18 protein-coding genes are annotated in these 22,449 nt (G+C 36.0%); 8 read left to right on the top strand and 10 right to left on the bottom strand.

From position 1 onward, the window contains the following. The first annotated feature begins 27 nt into the window (after positions 1-27). The 3 genes from ACY0M5_RS00695 to ACY0M5_RS00685 all read left to right on the top strand — a co-directional run bounded on the left by ACY0M5_RS00695 (position 28) and on the right by ACY0M5_RS00685 (position 4,533). The gene (locus tag ACY0M5_RS00695) at positions 28-1,380 is read left to right on the top strand and encodes a cyclic 2,3-diphosphoglycerate synthase (protein WP_461630484.1); all 1,353 of its coding nucleotides are present in this window, start codon (positions 28-30) and stop codon (positions 1,378-1,380) included. Between the two features lie 184 nt (positions 1,381-1,564). Next, complete coding sequence (locus tag ACY0M5_RS00690; protein ID WP_461630483.1) at positions 1,565-4,066, top strand: PAS domain S-box protein; 2,502 nt, start codon at positions 1,565-1,567, stop codon at positions 4,064-4,066. A gap of 161 nt (positions 4,067-4,227) precedes the next feature. Beyond that, positions 4,228-4,533, top strand: coding sequence for a hypothetical protein (locus ACY0M5_RS00685; protein WP_191991604.1), 306 nt, complete (start codon positions 4,228-4,230; stop codon positions 4,531-4,533). A gap of 38 nt (positions 4,534-4,571) precedes the next feature. Here the strand turns inward: ACY0M5_RS00685 and ACY0M5_RS00680 are convergent, their stop codons facing one another. The 3 genes from ACY0M5_RS00680 to lysS form a co-directional block, all read right to left on the bottom strand. Next, positions 4,572-5,912, bottom strand: coding sequence for a glucose-6-phosphate isomerase (locus ACY0M5_RS00680; protein ID WP_156195648.1), 1,341 nt, complete (start codon positions 5,910-5,912; stop codon positions 4,572-4,574). Between the two features lie 227 nt (positions 5,913-6,139). Beyond that, on the bottom strand, positions 6,140-7,135 hold the full coding sequence (locus ACY0M5_RS00675; RefSeq protein ID WP_124992568.1) for an NAD(P)H-dependent glycerol-3-phosphate dehydrogenase: 996 nt from the start codon (positions 7,133-7,135) through the stop codon (positions 6,140-6,142). Positions 7,136-7,264: 129 nt separating this feature from the next. Continuing rightward, complete coding sequence (gene lysS, locus ACY0M5_RS00670) at positions 7,265-8,986, bottom strand: lysine--tRNA ligase (RefSeq protein ID WP_124992567.1); 1,722 nt, start codon at positions 8,984-8,986, stop codon at positions 7,265-7,267. Between the two features lie 486 nt (positions 8,987-9,472). Between lysS and lipA the strand changes: the two genes are divergently transcribed. From lipA to ACY0M5_RS00650, 4 genes are all read left to right on the top strand, one after another. Then, positions 9,473-10,384 carry a lipoyl synthase gene (lipA, locus tag ACY0M5_RS00665; protein ID WP_461630482.1) on the top strand — a complete coding sequence of 304 codons (912 nt, stop codon included), beginning with the start codon at positions 9,473-9,475 and terminating at the stop codon, positions 10,382-10,384. Further along, positions 10,377-11,081: a lipoyl(octanoyl) transferase LipB gene (gene lipB, locus ACY0M5_RS00660; protein WP_156195645.1), complete on the top strand. Its 705-nt coding sequence runs from the start codon at positions 10,377-10,379 to the stop codon at positions 11,079-11,081. Before lipA ends, lipB begins: the two co-directional genes overlap by 8 nt. Positions 11,082-11,104: 23 nt before the next feature. After that, positions 11,105-12,814: a single-stranded-DNA-specific exonuclease RecJ gene (gene recJ, locus ACY0M5_RS00655; protein ID WP_461630481.1), complete on the top strand. Its 1,710-nt coding sequence runs from the start codon at positions 11,105-11,107 to the stop codon at positions 12,812-12,814. A gap of 230 nt (positions 12,815-13,044) precedes the next feature. Further along, positions 13,045-14,277, top strand: coding sequence for a uracil-xanthine permease family protein (locus ACY0M5_RS00650; protein ID WP_461630480.1), 1,233 nt, complete (start codon positions 13,045-13,047; stop codon positions 14,275-14,277). Positions 14,278-14,367: 90 nt separating this feature from the next. On the opposite strand, the gene ACY0M5_RS00645 is transcribed toward ACY0M5_RS00650, so the two are convergent. The 5 genes from ACY0M5_RS00645 to ybaK all read right to left on the bottom strand — a co-directional run bounded on the left by ACY0M5_RS00645 (position 14,368) and on the right by ybaK (position 18,627). After that, on the bottom strand, positions 14,368-15,240 hold the full coding sequence (locus ACY0M5_RS00645) for a hypothetical protein (RefSeq protein WP_461630479.1): 873 nt from the start codon (positions 15,238-15,240) through the stop codon (positions 14,368-14,370). Positions 15,241-15,436: 196 nt separating this feature from the next. Beyond that, positions 15,437-16,759, bottom strand: coding sequence for an NCS2 family permease (locus ACY0M5_RS00640; protein WP_124992561.1), 1,323 nt, complete (start codon positions 16,757-16,759; stop codon positions 15,437-15,439). Positions 16,760-16,783: 24 nt separating this feature from the next. Next, positions 16,784-17,452: a DUF5020 family protein gene (locus ACY0M5_RS00635; protein ID WP_461630478.1), complete on the bottom strand. Its 669-nt coding sequence runs from the start codon at positions 17,450-17,452 to the stop codon at positions 16,784-16,786. Between the two features lie 51 nt (positions 17,453-17,503). Beyond that, complete coding sequence (locus ACY0M5_RS00630; protein WP_461630477.1) at positions 17,504-18,142, bottom strand: HAD family hydrolase; 639 nt, start codon at positions 18,140-18,142, stop codon at positions 17,504-17,506. Then, a complete protein-coding gene (ybaK, locus tag ACY0M5_RS00625; RefSeq protein ID WP_124992558.1) occupies positions 18,139-18,627 on the bottom strand; it encodes a Cys-tRNA(Pro) deacylase in 489 nt (162 codons plus the stop codon). Before ybaK ends, ACY0M5_RS00630 begins: the two co-directional genes overlap by 4 nt. Before the next feature lie 362 nt (positions 18,628-18,989). Between ybaK and ACY0M5_RS00620 the strand changes: the two genes are divergently transcribed. Beyond that, the gene (locus ACY0M5_RS00620; protein WP_461630476.1) at positions 18,990-19,895 is read left to right on the top strand and encodes an RluA family pseudouridine synthase; all 906 of its coding nucleotides are present in this window, start codon (positions 18,990-18,992) and stop codon (positions 19,893-19,895) included. A gap of 2 nt (positions 19,896-19,897) precedes the next feature. On the opposite strand, the gene ACY0M5_RS00615 is transcribed toward ACY0M5_RS00620, so the two are convergent. Together ACY0M5_RS00615 and ACY0M5_RS00610 are read right to left on the bottom strand one after the other, a co-directional pair. Further along, positions 19,898-20,371 carry a PaaI family thioesterase gene (locus ACY0M5_RS00615; protein ID WP_461630475.1) on the bottom strand — a complete coding sequence of 158 codons (474 nt, stop codon included), beginning with the start codon at positions 20,369-20,371 and terminating at the stop codon, positions 19,898-19,900. Positions 20,372-20,496: 125 nt separating this feature from the next. Further along, positions 20,497-22,446 carry a helix-hairpin-helix domain-containing protein gene (locus ACY0M5_RS00610; protein WP_461630474.1) on the bottom strand — a complete coding sequence of 650 codons (1,950 nt, stop codon included), beginning with the start codon at positions 22,444-22,446 and terminating at the stop codon, positions 20,497-20,499. Positions 22,447-22,449: the final 3 nt, after the last annotated feature.

The raw sequence follows: 22,449 nt of genomic DNA, 5'->3' as shown, positions 1-22,449 counted from the left end.
TTAATTTTAACTTAAGAAACAAAAGTTATGGCTAAAAAGAATGTCATTATTATTGGTGCTGCAGGTCGTGATTTTCACAATTTCAACACTTACTTTAGAGACAACTCGGAGTACAATGTAGTTGCATTTACTGCAGCTCAAATTCCTGATATTGATGGAAGAAAATATCCTGCCGAATTGTCCGGAGAATTGTATCCGGAGGGAATTCCAATTTATGCAGAAGAGGATTTGGTTAAATTGATTAAAGAACATTGTGTAGATGATTGTGTTTTTTCTTATTCGGATGTTCCGTATAAAAAAGTAATGAACGTTAGTGCGATTGTTAACGCGGCAGGATCTAACTTTAAGTTATTAGGACCTGGTGATACAATGATAAAAAGTCATAAGCCTGTTATAGCTGTGGTTGCAACAAGAACCGGTTGTGGTAAATCACAAACATCTAGAAAGGTTATTGAAGAATTAATGAATAAAGGACTAAAGGTGATTGCAATACGTCACCCAATGCCTTATGGGGATTTGGTTGCTCAAAAAGTACAACGTTTTGCAACAGTTGATGACTTGAAAAAACACAATTGTACTGTTGAGGAAATGGAAGAATATGAACCACATGTTACTCGTGGAAATATAATTTACGCTGGGGTTGATTATGAGGCGATTGTTCGTGCGGCAGAGGAAGATCCGGATGGATGTGATGTTATTTTGTGGGATGGAGGTAATAATGATTTCTCTTTTTACAAACCGGATTTAACAATTACAGTTGCGGACCCTCATCGTCCGGGAGCCGAAATGAATTACTATCCGGGAGAAGTTAATCTCCGGTTGGCTGATGTTGTTGTTATTAATAAAATGGATTCAGCCACTCCGGAAGGAATTCAAACAGTCCGCGAAAATATTGCATTGGCAAATCCAAACGCCATCGTAGTTGATGGAGCTTCACCAATCACCGTTGATCATCCAGAGTTGATTCGTGGCAAACGTGTTTTAATAGTAGAAGACGGACCTACTTTAACTCATGGTGAAATGAAGATTGGTGCAGGTACAATTGCTGCACGCAAATTTGGCGCTGCCGAAGAGATAGATGCCCGACCTTTTCTTGCAGGCAAGTTGAAAGAAACCTACGAAATTTATCCAAACATTGGTAATATTTTACCTGCCATGGGGTATTCCGATCAACAGCTTAAGGATTTGGAAACTACAATTAACAGCAGCGATTGCGATTCTGTTATTATTGGTACTCCAATAGACTTAAATCGTATTATCAATATTAAAAAACCTACAACGCGGGTTTATTATGATTTGGAAGAGATTGGGTATCCAAAATTATCTCATGTAATAAATCAGTTTACTGAAAAGCATCATTTGAATAAGGAAATGGCTTAAATAGTGAAGCAATTTTATTTTTTATTGTAAAAGAGTAGATTTAATCTGCTCTTTTTTTTATTATAAAATATGAATGAAAACAAAACTTTATTTAGAAAATGAAGTATACATTTTTTGTAAATAAGAGACAAAACACTCTTATTATAGACTATAACCACAATAGGAAATTACTACTATTTTATTTATGAATAATTCCATGTTTCTAAGCTTAATACAGAATACTGCAATATTGCTGTCATTTAGTATGTTGTATGATTATTTGTGGGTAAGAAGAACTGGTCTTAAATCCATATGGGAACAATTATTAGCAGGTGGAATTGTAGGTGCTATTGGTGTTGTTCTTATGCTTTCTTCCTGGGAAATGGCAACTGGAGTCGTTTTTGATACGCGTTCAGTTATTCTTTCCATTTCCGGGTTATTTTTTGGTGTAATTCCTACTATTATTGCAATTCTAATTACAGGTACTTATCGGTTTATTTTAGGCGGAGAAGGAATGTTTATGGGAATTGCCGTTATAATCAGTTCAGGTGTGATAGGTATTTTATGGAAACAAATATGGACTAAAATCGGTGTTAAATCTTATTGGTTGAAATATTTACTTTTAGGAGTAGCCGTTCATTTTGCGATGATTAGTTGCTCTGTATTTTTGCCTTCAGAAAAAGCCATGCCAACTTTGCTGCAAATTTCCTGGCCCCTGCTAACGATTTATCCACTGGGCAATATGTTGCTGGGATTATTCATGAACCGACAATTACAAAACAGGGCTAATAAAATCGCATTAAGCAGAACAAAGGAAAAGTATTCGCGTTTGTATGAAAGCATGAATGATGCATTTGTTGTTTTGGATATGGATGCTAATGTGATCGAATTTAACACAGCATTCAAAGAAATGCTTGGTTACTCCTCTGACGAGTTGCCGCATATGAATTGTCATGATTTAACCCCTTTAAAGTGGCTTGAATTTGATCAGAAAATAATGGAAGAAGAGGTTCTCGTATCCGGAAGTTCCAGAGTATATGAAAAGGAGTGTATAAGAAAAGATGGAAGTTTGATTCCTGTTGAACTGCGTATCTATTTGTTGAAGGACGAAAAAGGTAAGCCCAAAGGATTTTGGGCTATGGTCCGTGATATTTCTTTGCGTAAGAATGCCATGGCGTTGGTTGAAAATGAAAGAGCTCATTTAAAAATACTGATTGAAACTGTTCCTGAAATGATTTGGTTAAAAGATCCAAAGGGAATATATCTGTCTTGTAATAGGAACTTCGAAAAATTTAATGGTTTAAAGGGAAATGCTCTTATTGGCAAATCAGATTATGATTTTTATCCGCGGGAGATTGCTGATTTTTACTGGGAAAAAGATTTGGAGGTTTTAAATAGTGCGAAAAGCGTTCGCTTTAGCAATTGGGCTGTTTCAGCTACCAGTGGAAACAGACTTCTAACTGAGACAATTAAAACTCCAATGCACGATGTAGAAGGAAAGCTAATCGGAGTTCTAGGTGTTTCAAGAGATATTACGGATATAAAGCTGGCTGAAAGAGAGCTGTTAAAGGCGAAAGAAAAGGCTGAGGAAAGTGATAAATTGAAATCGATTTTTCTCGCTAATATGAGTCATGAGATACGTACTCCAATGAATGCAATTATGGGGTTTTCAGAATTGCTTGTTGATTCAGAATTGGATGATGCTGAAAAATCTCAGTATATAAATATTATTCAAAATTCAGGGAATAGACTGTTACAGCTTATTGATGATATTGTAGATATCTCTAAATTGGAATTGGATCAGGTGGCGGTACATAGAGTGGAAACCAATTTGCACGAATTATTTGTAAGCAGTATAGAGGTGGTTAAAAGGGGAGTGTTATTAGAAAGCAAGCCTAATATCGAGTTGGTTTTGAATTTGCCGGAAGAGTATGAGAGACTTTCTGTTTTTACTGATTCTAATCGGTTTCATCAAATTCTGGATAATTTGCTTAATAATGCGATCAAATTTTCAGAAGTTGGTAAGGTGGAAGTTGGATATAATTTTAAGGAATATTTGTCGCAGACAGTAATCGAAGTATATGTGAAAGATGAAGGCTGCGGAATACCTAAAAACAGACATGATATTATTTTTAAACGTTTCAGACAAGGAGATGAAGAGCAGTTTACTGATGGAACAGGATTGGGTTTAAGCATTTCAAAAGGACTTGTTGAGCTTCTGGGAGGTGAAATCAGGTTTGAATCGATAGTTGGAAAGGGCAGTACTTTTTATTTTACACTACCCTATTCTAAAAATGAAACAATTGGTGCTGATGATTCGCAAGTTGTAACGCGGACGAAGTCTATGGGCCGAAAATCGGTATTAATTGCAGAGGAAGATTATAACTCGTTTCTTTATCTGCAAAAATTATTTGATGGTGAAGATGTTACTATTTCTCATGCTTCAAATGAGAATATCATGATAAACATGTTGAATGAATTAATGCCTGATTTGCTTATTCTTGATATGAACATTTATAGTAAATCAACGAAAGATTGTTTGGCTTTAATAAAAAACAGGAATCAGGATACAAAAGTGATTGCTCAGGCAGCTTATACTATGAAAGGGGAAGAAGAGCGTTGTATTGAAGCCGGATGTCATGGTTATATTGCAATGCCAATTACTAAAGATAATTTTTTAACTGAGGTAAAAAGGGTTCTGAATTAATTCGATTCCTGTCGAATATCACCAACAAGCTTCCTTCTAGTTTAGAGATGAGTACTGCATCATTTAAAGCATTTTTAATTGGGGCAAATGTAAATATTAGTTTGTTTTTATTAAAGAGATTACGCACCGTTTTATTAGATATTATTAATATATTCGTTTGCATGGAACTAAATTTACTTTTAGCAGCTCTCTCAACTTTTATTTTGAATATACCATTTGGATTTATCAGGCAAGGATTTAAAAAGTTCTCAGTAATGTGGTTTGTCTGTATTCATGCACCCATTCCATTTGTAATTCTGTTTCGGCATTTGTTTGGTTTGGGCTTTCAGTTATACACCTATCCAATTATGGTGAGTGCTTTCTTTTTGGGGCAGTTTGCGGGGAAAAAAACACGGATTCGAAGGGATGCAAAAAAGAGTTTAGCAGAAGAGCTACAAAGTGAGGAAATAAAAAAAGATCAACTTTGAGTTGATCTTTTATCTGTAGTATTGTATTGAAAATGAGATTACAATTTCTCTTTGATTTTTTTAGTTTCCTCTTCGAAGCCAGGTTTTTCAAGCAAAGCAAACATGTTGCTTTTGTATGCTTCAACACCGGGTTGGTCAAATGGGTTTACATCAAGAATGTAACCACTTACACCACAGGCAATTTCAAAGAAATAAAGCAATTCACCTAAGTAGAATTCATTCAACTGAGGCATTTCAATTCTTAGATTTGGAACACCACCGTCAACGTGAGCCAATTGGGTTCCTAATTCTGCCATTTTATTCACCGCGTCAATGCGTCTTCCAGCCAAAAAGTTCAAACCGTCAAGATTGTCTTTATCTTCAGGAATAATTACAGTATGGTTGGGTTTAGCAATTGAAATAACAGTTTCGAAAATGTTACGTTGTCCTTCCTGAATATATTGTCCCATTGAGTGCAAATCACTTGTGAAATCAACACTGGCTGGAAAAATACCTTTGTTTTCTTTTCCTTCGCTTTCACCGTAAAGTTGCTTCCACCATTCGGCTACATTGTGCAGTTTTGGATTGTAATTGGCTAAAATTTCAATTCCTTTGCCTTTTGCGTAAAGAGCATTTCTGGTAGCTGCGTATAGTAATGCAGGATTTTCTTCGAATGCTGTTGCTATTGAATATTCCTGCATCGATTTAGCGCCTTTTACCAATTCCTTGATGTCGTGACCTGCAACCGCAATAGGAAGCAATCCAACAGGAGTTAAAACCGAAAATCTACCACCAACATCATCAGGAATTACAAATGTTTTGTAGCCTTCCTGAACAGCAAGAGTTCTAAGAGCTCCTTTTGATGCATCTGTAATAGCGATAATTCTTTCACGAGCTTCCTCTTTGCCAACACTTTCTTCCAAAAGTTCTTTTAACAAACGAAAGGCAATAGCAGGTTCGGTAGTTGTTCCCGATTTAGATATTACACAAATACCAAACTCAAGATCTTTTAAAATGTCCATTAACTCGAACAGATAGTCCTCGCTGATATTTTGTCCGGCATACAATACAAGCGGATTTTCGTTACCGATATTCAGTTGATCGAAACTATGAGCCAAAGCATCGTTAACAGCTTTTGCACCCAGGTACGATCCTCCAATACCAATTACTACCAATACTTCTACTTTATCTTTCAAAGATAAAGCGGTTGCTTCGATATCATTTAGCTCTTCTTCAGTAATCTGAGAAGGTAAATCTACCCAACCAACATAGTCATTTCCCTTACCGGTTCCTTTTTGAAGAGCAGTTAAATGTTTTTGACTTTCTTCTTTAAATTTGAAAATCTCTTCCTTGCTTACGAAGTTTAAAGATTTTTCAAAGCTCAACTTGATGTGTTCCATTATTTTCAAATTAAGTTGTAAAATCCAGATCTGTCAGAACCGATACCCCCTCAGAGCGAAAGACAGAAATGGGTTTAATGTGTATAATTAATTAAATGTATTTCAAACTAAAATAATTGACGAATGCTTTTGCGATCTCTCTTATTTTGCATTCATGCAATGCGTTACTTTTACTTTTGTAAAATGAAAAGTTTTTCAAAATACAAATTTACAATTGAAAAATAACTTTAACGTAAATCTTCTGTTAATAATTTGATTTCCATTGCAGGAGATATTTTTTCGTACAGAATATTATAAACAGCCATGGTAATTGGCATGTGAACCTTGTATTTATCATTAATTTCTTTGATGCAACTAACCGCATAATATCCTTCGGCAATCATATGCATTTCTAACTGAGCAAATTTCACAGAATATCCTTTCCCAATCATGGTTCCAAAAGTTCTGTTTCTACTAAATTGAGAATAACAGGTGACCAATAAATCGCCTAAATAAGCTGAGCTTTTAATATCTCTTGTGATGGGATGAACCGTATCTACAAATCGTTTAATTTCCTGAATTGCGTTTGATATCAGCACGGCTTGAAAATTATCACCATAACGAAGTCCGTGACAAATACCGGAAGCGATGGCAATAACATTTTTTAGAACAGCCGAATATTCAGTTCCGTAAATATCATCGGAAATGGTTGTTTTAATATATGCACATTCCATTTTTAGAGCCAAAACTCTTGCTTTTTTTGTATTCTGAGAGGCAATCGTTAAATATGATAATCGTTCCAATGCAACTTCTTCCGCATGGCATGGCCCGGAAATTATTCCGATGTTGTCAATTGGCACATTGTATTTTTCATTAAAGAATTCACCAATAATCATATTTTCATCGGGAACAATACCTTTAATTGCTGATACAATAAATTTATCTTCAAGGCTTACCGTAAGATTTTTAAGTGCATTTTTCAAGAATGCGGATGGTATTGCAAAAACAATGATGTCAGAATTTGTTACGATTTCATCAATATTATGTGAGAAATTGATTTTGTCGATGTCAAATTCCGCACTGGTAATGTAGCGTGGGTTATGACCTAATTCCTTAAATTGGTCAATGGTATCCGGATTACGCATGTACCAGTTAATTTCTGCTACATTTTCCATAAAGATTTTTGCAATAGCTGTAGCCCAGCTACCACCACCAATTATGGCAATTTTTGATGATTTATTCATGAATTTATTGATAAGTCTGGTGTTGTTAGAGAATTATTTCTGTAACGATCAGATCTCTAATTTACTAAATATCGGAGGAAGGGAGAAATTCCCGACCTCCGATATGAAAATATTTTAAAGCGGGAATTATTAAGACAACCACTCTGCTACTTCTTCTTGACTTGGGTTTTTTAATCCCATTTTTAGTTTTTTATTCCAGCCACAAATATCCTGATGAAGTTTTGTTGACTTTTCTTCCTTTAAAGCGCTAACGGTTAAAAAACCCGCTTTACGAATTACAGGCATCCATTCAGGAGCAATCCCCAAAGCAATAAATTTATCATCACTGTCAACAGCCGCTTTCTTCTCAGGTCTCATTTGCGGGAAAAACAATACATCCTGAATTGATTGTGAGTTGGTCATCAACATCGTTAACCGATCAATACCAATTCCCATTCCTGATGTAGGAGGCATACCATATTCAAGAGCACGAACAAAGTCCATATCAATAAACATGGCTTCATCATCACCCTTTTCACTTAATTTGTTTTGTTCCTGAAAACGCTCCAACTGATCAATAGGATCATTTAACTCCGAATATGCATTACAAAGTTCTTTTCCATTCACCATTAGTTCGAAGCGCTCGGTTAATTCCGGATTGTCTCTGTGCTTTTTGCAAAGAGGAGACATTTCAACAGGGTAATCGGTAATGAAAGTTGGCTGAATGTAATTTCCTTCACATTTCTCACCAAAAATTTCATCGATTAATTTTCCTTTTCCCATGGTTTCATCCACTTCTATATTCAGTTTTTTACAAACCTCGCGAAGTTGTACATCATCCATTCCATTGATATCAATTCCGGTGAATTCAAGAATAGAATCAAGCATAGAGATTCGTTTGAAAGGACGTTTGAAATCAATCTCCTTATCGCCAACAGTCAATTTGGTTTTTCCGTGAAGATCCATCGCAATTTTCTCGATCATTTCTTCAGTAAAGTCCATCATCCAGTTGTAATCCTTATAGGCAACATAGATTTCCATTACTGTAAATTCCGGATTGTGAGTACGATCCATTCCTTCGTTACGAAAATCTTTTGCAAACTCATAAACCCCGTCAAATCCACCAACAATTAATCTTTTCAGATAAAGTTCGTTGGCAATACGCATGTAAAGAGGAATATCCAATGCATTGTGATGTGTTTCGAACGGACGGGCAGAAGCACCACCTGGAATAGCCTGTAAGATTGGAGTTTCCACTTCCAAATAATCCTTGCTGTTGAAAAGTTCGCGCATCGAGTTGATGATTTTCGTTCTTTTCAGGAAAACATCCTTAACAGATGGGTTTACCACCAAATCAACATACCGCTGACGGTAACGCATTTCAGGATCGCTGAAAGCATCGTAAACTTTTCCATCTTTTTCCTTAACAATTGGAAGCGGACGAATAGATTTTGAAAGAATTGTCATTTCGGTTGCATGAACCGAAGTTTCACCTACCTGAGTAACAAATACGTAACCCTTGATTCCAATAAAATCACCAATATCAGTCAGTTTTTTGAATACAGTGTTGTAAAGGGTTTTATCCTCGCCCGGGCAGATATCATCTCTTGTAATGTAAACCTGTATTCTTCCCTTCGAATCCTGAAGTTCAAGAAAGGAAGCTTTACCCATAATTCTTCTGCTCATGATTCTACCTGCTATACAAACCTCTTGAAGGTTTTTCTTTTCAGGATCGAAATCTTTCAGAATATCTGAAGAAAAGCTGTTTACATGATATTGTGCCGCAGGAAATGGGTTGATACCCATAGACTGCATTTCTTTAAGGGAATTCCTTCTAATGATTTCTTGTTCACTAAGTTCTAACGCATTCATCTTAATCTCAATAAAGTTTATTCGGGTGCAAAGATAATATAATCTGTCCAAATAATTAATTTCAATAGCTTTACTTATTGGATTTAATGCTGACTGCGCTAATTAAAAGTATGAGAATTGATTGTGTCTGCCAGCTTAGGGGGTTTATAAAAGATTTAAAAAGAAAGCTTATTTTCTTTACTGTTGAATTTTTCTATTTCTTAAACGAAAAATGTGTTGTTTCAAATGCCATTGTAAAGCCAAATATAATTGGTAATATTGCATGAAATTAATGGTATTTAGATTGAATAAATATAACGAAGCATTCACGAAAGAAGCAAAAATATAAGGTATTTCATGCAAAGTTAAAATGTTTCGAATACCTTTGCGTGGATTTATTTTTATTTAGGAATTAAATTTTCTGTAGTGTTTGTTACTGAAAATCAATTGATTATTTGTGGTGTTTTGATCAGTTATAAATTATTGATGAAAAGAGTTTAAAGAGTTTTGAATCATCAGGAAAAATTAAGCAGTAGTAAAATGAAGACAAGAAGAAAACCAGAATGGTTGAAAATACAGTTACCAAAGGGTGACGATTATGCATACGTGAATGGAATAGTAAAGGAGAATGGATTGCATACTATTTGTTCGAGCGGGAAATGTCCGAATGTTGGAGAATGTTGGGGAAATGGAACTGCTACTTTTATGATTTTAGGAAATATTTGTACACGTGCCTGCAAATTTTGTAACGTTCCAACAGGAAAGCCACTTGAGGCAGATTGGAAAGAACCCAAAAGATTGGCTCGTTCCATTAAGCTGATGAGCTTAAAACATGCTGTAATAACTTCTGTTGACCGGGATGATTTGGAAGACGGAGGATCTGGAATTTGGGCAGAAACCATAAAATGTATAAAAGAAACTACTCCGGAAACTACACTTGAGGTTTTAATCCCCGATTTTAATGGGAAAGAGGAGGACATTCAAAGAGTGATTGATATGAATCCGGAGGTGATCTCTCATAATCTGGAAACGGTTCGAAGATTAACCCGTGAAGTTCGAAGCAAAGCAAAATACGATTTAAGTTTGAAGGTGTTAAAGCAAATTTCAGATTCGGGGATTGTCGCTAAATCGGGAATAATGCTTGGTTTGGGCGAGAAAGAAGAAGAGATTTATCAGGTAATGGATGATTTGCTTGAGGTGGGAGTCAGAGTCATGACAATTGGTCAGTATTTGCAGCCAACAAAAAATCATTTGGAAGTTCAGGAATACATTACTCCTGAGGTATTCAAAAAATATGAAACTGTTGGTTTGGAAAAAGGTTTTGCATTTGTAGAAAGTACACCTTTGGTGCGTTCTTCGTATCATGCAGAACGTCATGTAAATGCGTTAAACTTAAAACGGAGTTTAAAAGATGATTAAGACTGTATTTCGCGATCTGGGATCGATTGATTATAAAGAAGCATGGGACTATCAGGAGAACTTGTTTAATGAAGTTCTGACATCCAAGCAGGCTAATGCTGATCTTCCGGCTGATCAGAAAAAATTATCAAACAATTATTTGTTGTTCTGTGAACATCCACATGTTTATACATTGGGGAAAAGCGGAAAAGAACAAAATATGCTTCTTGATTTATTGCAGCTTCAGGCAAAAGAGGCAACTTTTCATAAAATTAATCGCGGAGGTGATATTACCTATCATGGGCCGGGACAGATTGTTGGGTATCCAATCTTAAATTTGGAAACCTACGATATGGGAATTAAAAAATACATCGAAACTCTGGAGCAAGCTGTTATTAATTGTATTGCCGATTATGGAATTGTTGGAACGCGGTTGGAAGGTGCAACAGGAGTTTGGTTGGATGTTGGAAAGCCGACTGTTCGCAAGATTTGTGCTATTGGTGTGCGAATCAGCAGATGGGTAAGCATGCATGGTTTTGCTTTTAATGTAAATACCGATTTAAAATATTTTGAGTACATTAATCCGTGTGGATTTGTTGATAAAGGGGTAACATCCTTAAAAAAAGAATTGGGCAAAGAGCTTGATATTGAAGAAGTAAAACATAATTTGAAGAGCCATATCACTAAACTGTTTGATATGACGCTTGAAATTGACTAATTTAGCTAGCCAAATTCTAGAATATGGAAAAGAGATGGGTAATCAATGAGCCGGGAGATGAAGGAACGGTTATAACACTTATGAAATCACTTGGTGTTGACCGTTTAGTCGCTGATTTGCTGGTGCAACGTGGGATTACTACATTCGATATGGCAAAGAAGTTTTTTCGTCCCAGCCTCGATGATCTGCACGATCCTTTTCTAATGAAAGATATGGATAAAGCTGTTGAAAGAATAGAGACAGCAATTCAGAAACAAGAAAGAGTTATGATCTATGGTGATTATGACGTTGATGGAACCACATCTGTTTCTCTTGTTTACACTTATCTTAAAAAACACTTCGATTTTATAGATTATTATATTCCTGATCGGTACTCGGAAGGTTACGGCGTTTCGACAGCAGGGATTGATTACGCCGCGGATAACAATTTTAAATTGATAATTGCATTGGACTGCGGTATTAAGGCCGTTGGTAAAATTGCATACGCGAATGAAAAAGGCATCGATTTTATAGTTTGCGATCATCATACACCAGGCGATATTTTGCCAGAGGCGATTGCAGTTCTCGATCCTAAAAGATTGGATTGCGATTATCCTTGTGATGCGTTATCGGGTTGTGGAGTTGGCTTTAAGTTAATGCAGGGATTGGCTCAGAAAATGGGATGGCCATTTGAGGAGTTGATACCATTGCTTGATTTATTGGCTGTTAGTATAGCTTCGGATATTGTCCCAATTACCGGCGAGAATAGAGTGTTGGCCCATTTTGGATTAATACAACTGAATAATTCTCCGAGATTAGGTTTGAAAACAATATTGAATTTAGCCGGAGTTGACAAAGATTTGACAGTAAACGATATTGTTTTTAAAGTCGGTCCAAGAATTAATGCTGCCGGAAGAATTCAATCGGGCAACCGGGCAGTTCAATTGCTGATTGCCGATACTGAGGAGTCGGCCATATTAATAGGAGATACAATTGATGTGATGAACGAAGATCGCAAAGAATTGGATCATAGTATTACGGATGAAGCGTTGGAAAGAGTTGCAAAAAGCAACGCGTTGCTTGCTAAAAAAAGCACTGTTCTTTTTGATCGTAACTGGCACAAAGGAGTGATTGGTATTGTTGCTTCTCGAATGATTGAGAATTATTATAAACCAACAGTAATTCTTACCGAATCGAATGGTTTTGCTACAGGCAGCGCTCGTTCGGTTGACGGTTTTGATTTGTACAATGCAATTTCGGAATGTAGTGATTTACTGGAAAACTTTGGTGGTCACAAGTATGCTGCAGGTTTAACTATGAAAATCGAGAATGTTGGAGAGTTCCAAAAACGTTTCGAAGATTATGTGGTAAATAACATTTCAGAAGATATGTTGGTTCCTCAGGTTAAGATTGATGCAAATATAAAATTATCTGATATTACCCCTAAATTTTTCCGGATTATTAAACAGTTTGAGCCTTTCGGCCCAAAAAACATGACCCCGGTTTTTGTGAGCGAACAAGTTCTCGATTATGGTTATAGTCGTCCGGTAGGAAGAAATAAGGAACATCTTAAACTTTCAGTTGTTGACGATATTCGCGAAGGAGATGTAAAAGCAGGAATTGCTTTTTCAATGGGGAATTTGTATCCTAAAATTTCGAGTGGTGTTCCATTTGATGTCTGTTACTCACTTCAGGAGAATGAGTACATGGGAAAAGTTGAAACTCAGTTAATGGTTCGTGATATCAAGTTCTAAATAATTTTAGATTTATCAGGAATTGATTTGGTTTTTTCCCGCTCATTAATTTTTTTCCATTTTTTTGATTGTTTTATTTCGATAGCCTGAGTGTTTGAAACGCTTGGTTTTGTTGTGTGTTGAGCATGATCATCATAAAGAGAACTTCTTTAAAAACAACTATTCGGATTTGTTCTTCGAGGCATCCTTGCTATATTTGCGCCAATTTGTAAAAAATCTAAACCTATTTTATGATCCTGTCTCAAGAAACCAGCACACCGAACTTTGATAGTCCCGCGAAAAGAATTATTATCGGGATTCAGTTCTTATTTGTTGCCTTTGGCGCAACAGTCCTTGTCCCGTTATTAGTCGGTATTGACCCATCAGTCGCATTATTTACAGCAGGAATCGGAACCTTGATTTTTCATTTAATCACAAAAGGTAAGGTTCCTGTTTTTTTGGGCAGTAGTTTTGCATTTATTGCTCCAATTGTAGCCGCTACGGAATTGTATGGTTTGCCGGGAGCTCTTTCTGGTTTAATTGCCGTTGGTTTGGTGTATGGCGTTGTCTCTGCAATAATAAAAGTTTGGGGCTTAGGCGTAATCGAGAAAATATTTCCTTCTATTGTGGTGGGGCCTGTAATCATGATTATTGGTCTTTCACTGGCTCCTGTTGCTGTAAATATGGCAAAAACGAATTGGATTATTTCTTCTGTTTCCTTATTAACTGCAGTTCTAATTGTGGTTTACAGCAAAGGAATGATTAAGCTGATTCCTATTTTTGTGGGAATTATTGTTGGTTACATTTTCTCTATAGTATTAGGGAAAGTTGATTTTACGTCAATTAATGATGCTGCATGGTTTGCGTTGCCTGATTTTGTTCGTCCGGAATTAAACTGGGGTGCTGTGTTATATATGCTTCCTGTTGCTTTTGCCCCGATTATAGAACACGTGGGTGATATGTATGCGATTGGAGGAGTGGCGAATAAGAAATTTGTAAAAGATCCAGGTTTGCACAGAACTCTGCTTGGTGATGGTATTGCTACAGCTTTCGCTGGATTTTTTGGCGGACCACCAAATACAACTTATTCTGAGGTAACCGGAGCAATAGCATTAACTAAAGTTACCGATCCGCGAGTATTGAGAATTGCTGCAATTACGGCAGTAGTATTTTCCCTTATCGGAAAAGTAAGTGCATTTCTTAAAACAATTCCACAAGCCGTTTTGGGTGGAATTATGTTGCTGTTGTTCGGTATGATTGCCAGTATTGGAATCAAAACATTAATTGATGCCAAGACAGATTTCTCAAAAACCAGAAATCAGGTGATTATTTCTATTGTGCTAACCGTAGGAATTGGTGGAGCACAAATTTCATATGGAACCTTCTCTTTGGCAGGAATTGGTCTTGCTTCTTTGGTAGGAGTTATATTGAATTTAATTTTACCAGATACTTCCAGGCCAATAAAAGGAAGCAAGGAAAAATAAAGAAGAATCTCAATGATATAAATAAAAAGCCCCAATTTGGGGCTTTTCTTGTCTAATACTAACTAAATTACCATTTATGCATCAAGAAATTTATTGGGTTATTTTTCTAAAAGAATATCTGCCAAATTCAAAATTATTTGTCTTGCCATTTCGGATGTAGTATCCCTTATTATCGCACATCCTATCTCCAAAACTATAAAATACAGTTTCATTTTCTACTTGAAATTCAGTTTCGCCGGATAAAATGAATTCGCACGAGCGACTTATTAACAATGGTGTTGATATCTTTGAATGATATTCTCTGTTTTCAGAATTGATTCCATGGCATTCACCGGAAACCAGAAATTGATCATCCCATGGGTTTTCCGGGGTGTTGTATCCGTCAATCCATTCTTTGGTTTTTGTACCAGAAATACTGTATTGTAATCCGTTTGAAGAGGTGAAAACAATATTGTCGTACGAAATAGTAAAGCTTAGCTGATCAAATTCGTTGAATCCATTCGATGTAATTTCAATATGACCTTCTATTTTTAGATCATTAATACAAAATTCTTCAAAATGAATAGATTGAAGAGTCTGATTCGTCATGTATCTCCCTGAAATTTCATTGTGTATTTGTCCACGCTTTAATCTTCCCAGATGATCGGTATGATTACTTGATCCATAGTTGATACTTATTGTTTTTGTGGATGTTGGAGGTTCATTGTCACCGCTTACTTTAATGACTGGAATTGAATCTCTTTTGGTATTGTCTTTTGACTTTGTACCATAATCGGTTGCAATCACATTTTTTTCCACCTCGCAAAGAAGGTCTTCCAAAATGCAGTTCACCATCGCATTTTCTTCAATATTCACAGAATTGGTAATTTGAATCTCCATATTCATATCCTCTTCCGATGTGGAACAGGAAATTATTCCTGATATAATAAGAAATGCCCAACCTATTAATTTGCTCGCTCTCATATCTTTCCTTATTTATTTCAACACGTATTCTTAAACGGATAAAAAACAATAAAGTTCGGATGAATGAATTTATAATAGTGACTGATGGTTGATATCTGATGATTGAGTGTGGTTTTGTTTTTGTGAAGTTGAAAAAGAAAGGATAAAAAAATCCCCCATACATTGTATGAGGGATTGTAAATGTTTTGGGAAGTAATTACTCACCAATATTATAAATGTATTTCAGTACGAATAAAAAGGCAATACAAATCATTGCAATGTTTAGTTCCTTGTAACGGCCTGTTAGTACTTTTAAGATTACATAGGAAAGCATACCGAATGCAATACCTTCTGCGATACTGTATGCAAGAGGCATCATAATCATGGTAAGGAAAGCCGGAATGAATTCTGAGTAATCATCAAAGTTGATTTTTGTGATTGGACTCATCATGAAAATACCGATGATTACAAGAACTGATGAACTGGCAGCCGCAGGAATCATTGTGAAAAGTGGTGTGAAAAATAAGGCAAGAAAGAACATGAATGCCACAACCAATGAGGTCATACCTGTTTTTCCACCTTCGGCTACACCGGCAGCACTTTCAACGTAAGTTGTTACAGTTGATGTTCCCAATACTGCACCTACAGTAGTACCAATAGCATCAGCAAAAAGAGCTTGTTTAACACGGGGTACTCTTCCTTTTTCATCCAAAAGATTTGCTTTTGAAGATACACCTACAAGAGTTCCAACAGTATCGAACATATCTACAAAAAGGAAAACGAATAGGATAGAAACAAATTTCCATGAAAGAACCTCCTCAAATCCTACAAATTTGAAAAAGATAGGCTCTAATGATGGAGGAAGACTTACAATACCACCATCCTTAGGAAGACTTGTAACGTCTATTCCTGGAATCAATCCAACTGCAGTTACAGCCAGAAGACCAATTAAAATTGCACCTTTTACATTGCGAACCAAAAGCAGGCCAATAATAATGATACCTAAAATACAAAGCAATGCCCCTGCAGAATGAAGATTTCCTAAGTGAACAGGAACTCCTTGTCCTTGTACAATAATTGCAACATCTTTATGTGCCAATCCTATAAAAGCAATAAACAGACCAATACCTACAGAAATAGCATGTTTAATATTGGTAGGAATTGAGTTGATAATGGCTTCGCGAACGTTAAAGAACGTAAGTAAAAGAAAGATGATACCTTCAGCAAATACTGCGGTAAGAGCTAACTGCCAGCTGCATCCCATTACACCACATACGGTGAATGCGAAAAAGGCATTTAATCCCATCCCCGGAGCTAAAGCAAAAGGAAGTTTAGCAACCAATGCCATAACTAATGTAGCAATCACTGCAGATAATGCAGTTGCAGTCATTACAGCACCATAATCCATTCCTGCAACGGAGAGAAAGTATGGATTTACAGCCAAAATATAGGCCATCGTAGCAAAGGTGGTTAAACCGGCGACAATCTCTGTCTTCATGTTTGAACCTTGCCCGGTGATATTAAAAAATTTATCTAACATGGTTGTTTATAATTAGTTTTCCGATTAGAAATTCCATTTTACAGCTAAAGTAGGACGAACTTTAAAGTCGTCACCAGCAAAATTGTTAGAGATTTCAATTTCTCCACCAAGAGATATGTTTTCTGTGGCATTATACCAAAATTGAGGTTCAGCTAAGAAAACCAGTTTGTCTGAAACAATACCTGAGGCAATGGCTTTATTGTCTCCATTTTCTGACCAAAGATCAGCAAAACCAGATAGTGTTACTTTATTTTTAAACAGGTTTGCATACCAGGTTCCTGTTACCTGAAAATTACCTTTGCCGGCATTTTTAAAAGATTTGTAACCTGCATAAGCCGAAAATCCACATTTTGCATTTCCTTTAGAATAGTTCAAACCATAAATCCAGGCATTTGTAATGGTGTATCCGAAGTTTGTGGCATTTCCAACACCACCATTGAATTCAATATGGATACCGACAGGCATTTTTTCTGTTTTTAAGACACGGGCAATCTCAAAATAACCTTGGTTGATTCCGTTTTCAGAATTGTAATCAAAATCTACGAAAGTAAATGTGTTACCCCATTTGTCCATTTTAAACATTTCGAAAGTGGAGGTGAATTGATCTCTGTCGAAATCGCGGTGCAACTGAAAGTTTTGAGCATTCACTGCGAAGGAAGCCAGAACAGCAAAGATTACAAGTAATTTTTTCATCTTAAAATGATTGTTTAGGTTTAAAAATAGTAGTTACTAAAAATGGTTGTTTTAATTCTTTATAATATCGTTAAGGTGATTGACCACAATAGGGCAACCTGTCTCATTTAATTTTTTGATGGATTGATGACCTGCAGCAATTAATATACAATTACAGCCTAATTCCTGAGCAACTTCGTAGTCGTGAGTGGTGTCACCAAACAGGCAAACATCTTTCGGAGTAAGCTGATGACTTTCAATTATTTTAATTCCATTTGCAATTTTCGAACTGGCATAAATATTATCAATGCCGGAAATTTCAGAGAAAAAACTGCCAATATTTTCACTTGCAACCGAAGCGTTCAGCATGTTCTGTTCCATTGCCGACAGGATAAATTGTTTTTTACCTAAGGACGAAAAATGGGAAAGAAGCTGAATAGCTTCGGGAAATATGCTTGATTCAGGTAATAAGGATTTGTAATTGGAGATAAATTCTTTTGCTGTAAGATCCCAATCTTCCTTTTCAAAATTGAATCCAACAGATTCGTAATATTTTTTTACCGGAAAAGTAAAAACGTCTCTATAGCTTTCCGTGCTTAATATAGGAAGCTCTCTTTTTATCAGCATTTGGTTGATACTCTTAAGTCCTATCGACAGATCATCCAAAAGTGTTCCGTTGTAATCCCAAATAATCGCTTTACTTTTTATCATGTAGTTTGGGATTTTAGGGTGGCTATTGCTCCGGTTGCTGCACCTGATACTTTTAGCAGATCATGTGGATTTAGTTTTAGTTGTTTGCCTCTGATGCCGGCACTGATTAACACGTAGTCAAGCTTAAGAGCACTCATATCCATAAAGATAGGATAATCTTTTTTCATTCCCAGAGGAGAACAGCCACCACGAATATAGCCTGTTAGTTCCTGAATATTTTTCATGGGAACCATTGCACATTTTTTATTGCCGCTAAGAGTTGCGAATGCTTTAAGATCAAGTTCGGAGGCTCCGGGAATGCAAGCGACAATTGTGCCTGTTTTATCTCCGGTAAGGACAAGTGTTTTGAAGATAAATTGAATATGCTGACCCGTTTTTTCAGCTACGCGTTCGGCTCCCAATTCTATTGGATCCACATCGTAATCGATAATTTCGTATTCAATTTTTGCCCGATCTAAAATGCGGGCCGCATTTGTCTTTTTCATCCTTTTGTTTTTTGGCCAGTTAAAAAAACAATTGCTTTTTTACTGGAAACTACCAGTTTCCCAGATGATGCCTTTATAATAAGGCGCAAAAGTAGTAAAATTTTTAAATTTCAAAATTAAAAACTTTTTTGTCTGCCCATTAAAAAGCTGATATTTATCAGAAACAAAGGTTTGCAGGAGGAAATAATATTATTGTTTTAATTTGTTAAGAATTAAAATTACATATTTAAGAGAAAGCAGATTAGATGTTTGAATCGTATTGTTACAGAATTACGACATTTTTTTATCGGGTGTCGATCTAAGGCAAATACTGTCCTGATTTTGTTTTATCTTTCAGGTATAGAAACTTAAACTAAAATATTGTGAAAGTAATCGAAACGCATATTGTTCCAGACGGCATAAGCGATATTCGTTTGCAGGATTATGCTCCTTCTGTTTTTGTTTCAATTTCATCTCATCAGGGGATGAAGAAGGCAATAAAGAAGGGAATGGTACTGGTGAATGGAGTTGTTGCAAAAACTGGTTTGTGGGTAGAATCAGGGCAGCGAATTGACATGTGTGATTTGGAATTGCCTCCGGCAAAGGTATTTGAATTGGAACTAGAGGTAATTTATGAAGATGAGCATATTGCCGTGATTAATAAACCTGCCGGCATTTCGGTAAGTGGAAATTTATTTCGTACTATACAGAATACTTTGCCGTTTAATTTAAAGCTGTCAACATGTATTGATGCTTTGACGGTTTTTCGTCCGGTTCATCGTTTGGATAATCCTACTTGTGGATTGTTATTGATAGCAAAAACATCCCATGCAATTAAGAGCTTAGGAGCGCAATTCGAAAATAGAACTGTCAGCAAGCAATATACAGCAGTAGTTATAGGCAGTTTGCCTGATAAAGGTAAGGTTGATATGCCAGTTGAAGGTAAGGATGCTGTAAGTTCATTTCGGGTGATTCAAAGAAATAATTCGATTCGAAATCAAACCTTAAATATGGTTCATTTGTTTCCAAAAACGGGAAGAACTCATCAGTTGAGAATTCATATGGCAGGAATGGGAACTCCAATTTTGGGCGATAAACTATATGGAAGTGAAGGTGAGATTTTGCGCAGGAAAGGATTGTTCCTGTGCGCAACAGGGCTTCAGTTTCATCATCCGGTTACAAACGAGAAGATGGATATATCGATAGATCCACCTTATAAGTTCGGCCGTTTTATGGAAATGGAAGAAAAACGATGGAAGAGATACAATGAAGATCTTAATCTCGTGTAATTTTATTTATAGAATGCTTCGATTCCTGGATACCCAAACTTTTTCTTTGCCATTTCAGTAGGAAATATCATATACTGGATTTCTGCTTCAGAGCAGACTTTTCCATTTTCATCCAATATTTCTGCATGAATGTTCGCAAATTTCTTTTCCTGAGAAATTAATTGAGCCCGAACTGTCAGTAATCCTTTATCTGTAAAAGCAGAGCTTCTGAATTTTGCATTTAAGGCTGTGGTTACTCCACTGGTTTGGCATTTTACAAATACTACCCAGCAAGCAATTTCATCAAGAATAGTAGTCTGAACTCCTCCGTGCAATACATTTTTAAAACCTGACAAATAAGCTTTCGGATTCCAGTGAGAGACAATAAAATCGCCATCTTCGAAGAATTCCATTTGCAAACCCTGCTCATTTTTTGGGGAGCAGCCAAAGCAGTTTCCATTTTCGGTTTCGATATAAGGATTGATTATTTTTTTCATGCTTATTGAATTTGGGGTTCGAAAGTAAGAAAGGATTCTTGAATTGCGAAATTATTGCGATGTATAAATGAACAAAGTCAAGGAGTACAATGAACTTGTCGCGAAATTCATTTAATTATCGGTCGTTAAAAACGAAATTTGAGTAATAATTTAATCTCTGATTTTGTGTCGTCTTTGATTTCTGAGTTGCCGGAGCCTATGCTTGTTTGGTTGGAATATTTTGTTTGAGAATATCTTGCGTATAATTTAAGATGCCTGTTTAATTCCCAGTTAAAATTGATATAAAAACGATTTCCTTTTAGATAGTAGGCGGGCACGGAGTAGGCGTAAAGAATGTCATTTTCGTACGCGTAAATTCTCGAATTAAAAGAATCTGTGTCGAATAAAGCGTAACGAAGATTCAGGGAAATAGGTTTGTTCGTAAAGTGATAAATTAAATCCTGATAAAGGAGATAACCATTTTCATTGATATTTTCTTTTTGGTATTGTGAGATTTCAATTCGGTTTCTAATTTCCCAATTCTCATTCAGTTTTGCCGACAAATGAAGACGGTATTGATTTTTCTTCTGGTCGACCAGACTTTTGATAACACCTGAACTGTCATTTTCTGGTTTGCTCTCCTGCTTGTACCTAAAATAAACCGAAACCGAATTGTTAGGAGTAAATTCAAGCTGTGAGAAATATTCATGTCCTTCACTGGGTGAGTTGGCTGAATATCTCAGCCAGGGAAATTGGAACTGATCGTAATAAGCTTTTAGTGTCCATTTTGGATAAGGATGAAATTCGACTCCCATGTAGAAACCTTCTTCGTTTTGAGTTTTACTTTGTTCTGCAAATGCATTCGAGAATAAGGCATGATAATCCGGATCGTATTTTCGGTAGATCAGCTCGAAGTTAAGTTGTGGGTGAGCCTGAATATTTGCCCCTTGCAAAAGTGCTTTGCCTCCGGATTTGCTTTGAGCTATTTCTCCGTATAAGTGTATCGATCGAAATTGAGTTTCGTAGTAAAGACTAATATTACGGTTTTCACTACCCTTAAAACCGTGAAAATTGTAAGCCGCATCGGTTCCTTTTATTTCAGGTGTATATTTAGATTGCAGAAATGATATTCCCAGTTCTATCTTTTTCAGATTGGCTGATAAATAGGAGCCAAAAATCATTTCTTCTAATTTGTGTTTTTTATCAAATTCGCTGGAATTTCTATGAAAGCCTGTGTTTACAATGCTGGATATAAAAGGTTTTATGGAATCGGATTGAAGAGTGCCGTCTTTCTTTTTGTAGGAGGTGAACAGTGCAAAATTTACATTTTTAAGAGGTGCTAATAGTAACGATATGCCACGATGGAATTGGTTTTCATCAGTAGATTTATAGCTTTTAATTCCTTGAGATTTGTATGCGTTATGGGTTGTTAAAGAGGATTTTCCACCTCCCAATCCAGACCAAATACTCAGTCCTTGTCCAAATTTGATCTGATAATTACCAAGATTTACTTGTTTTAAAATTCCTTTGGAATTGTATTGAATGTAGGCTGAGTAAAAATCGAAACCATTCTTATTTTCTGCTTCAAAAAACGGTTCTCCTTTGTCTTTTTCGGATGTGAAGCCAAAAGAGACATTTTTTTCAGGAGATGTATATTGGTAGCGCGAATAATATTTCCATGGGTTTCCAAGATATCTTGAGTTTGCATTTTCAGTAGTGTAGCCTTTTTCTTCCTCAATTGTTCTTTCGGATTTTAAAAGCAGAATGTGCTTTGCTTTTTTTCTTTTGCTGAGAGTGTCTTGTGCCATTTGTTTTAGACTAACAAAAGGAGCAATGGTTCGAATAATTTCCGATGAAAATCCGGGTATTAGCTGTAATTCATAAAGACTAAAGATTTGGCCGGTACTTTCTCTGTATTTAATGAAATTGGTGATTTGATTTTTATTGAGAATAAACAGCTTGTTAAGATCATTTTCATTCGCACTATTTAAATTTATTGGATCAGTTAAAAGGATGTTTAATTCGTCGAGCAGATTTGAGTAATCCAAATCTTCTTCGCTTTGTTCTGCAATTGATTCAATTAAATTTTCAATCAAATC

Source organism: Labilibaculum euxinicum, assembly GCF_963678175.1.
GTDB lineage: Bacteria > Bacteroidota > Bacteroidia > Bacteroidales > Marinifilaceae > Labilibaculum > Labilibaculum euxinus.
Note: the sequence above shows the minus strand (reverse complement) of the source record. Positions and strands in the feature narration are given on the sequence as shown.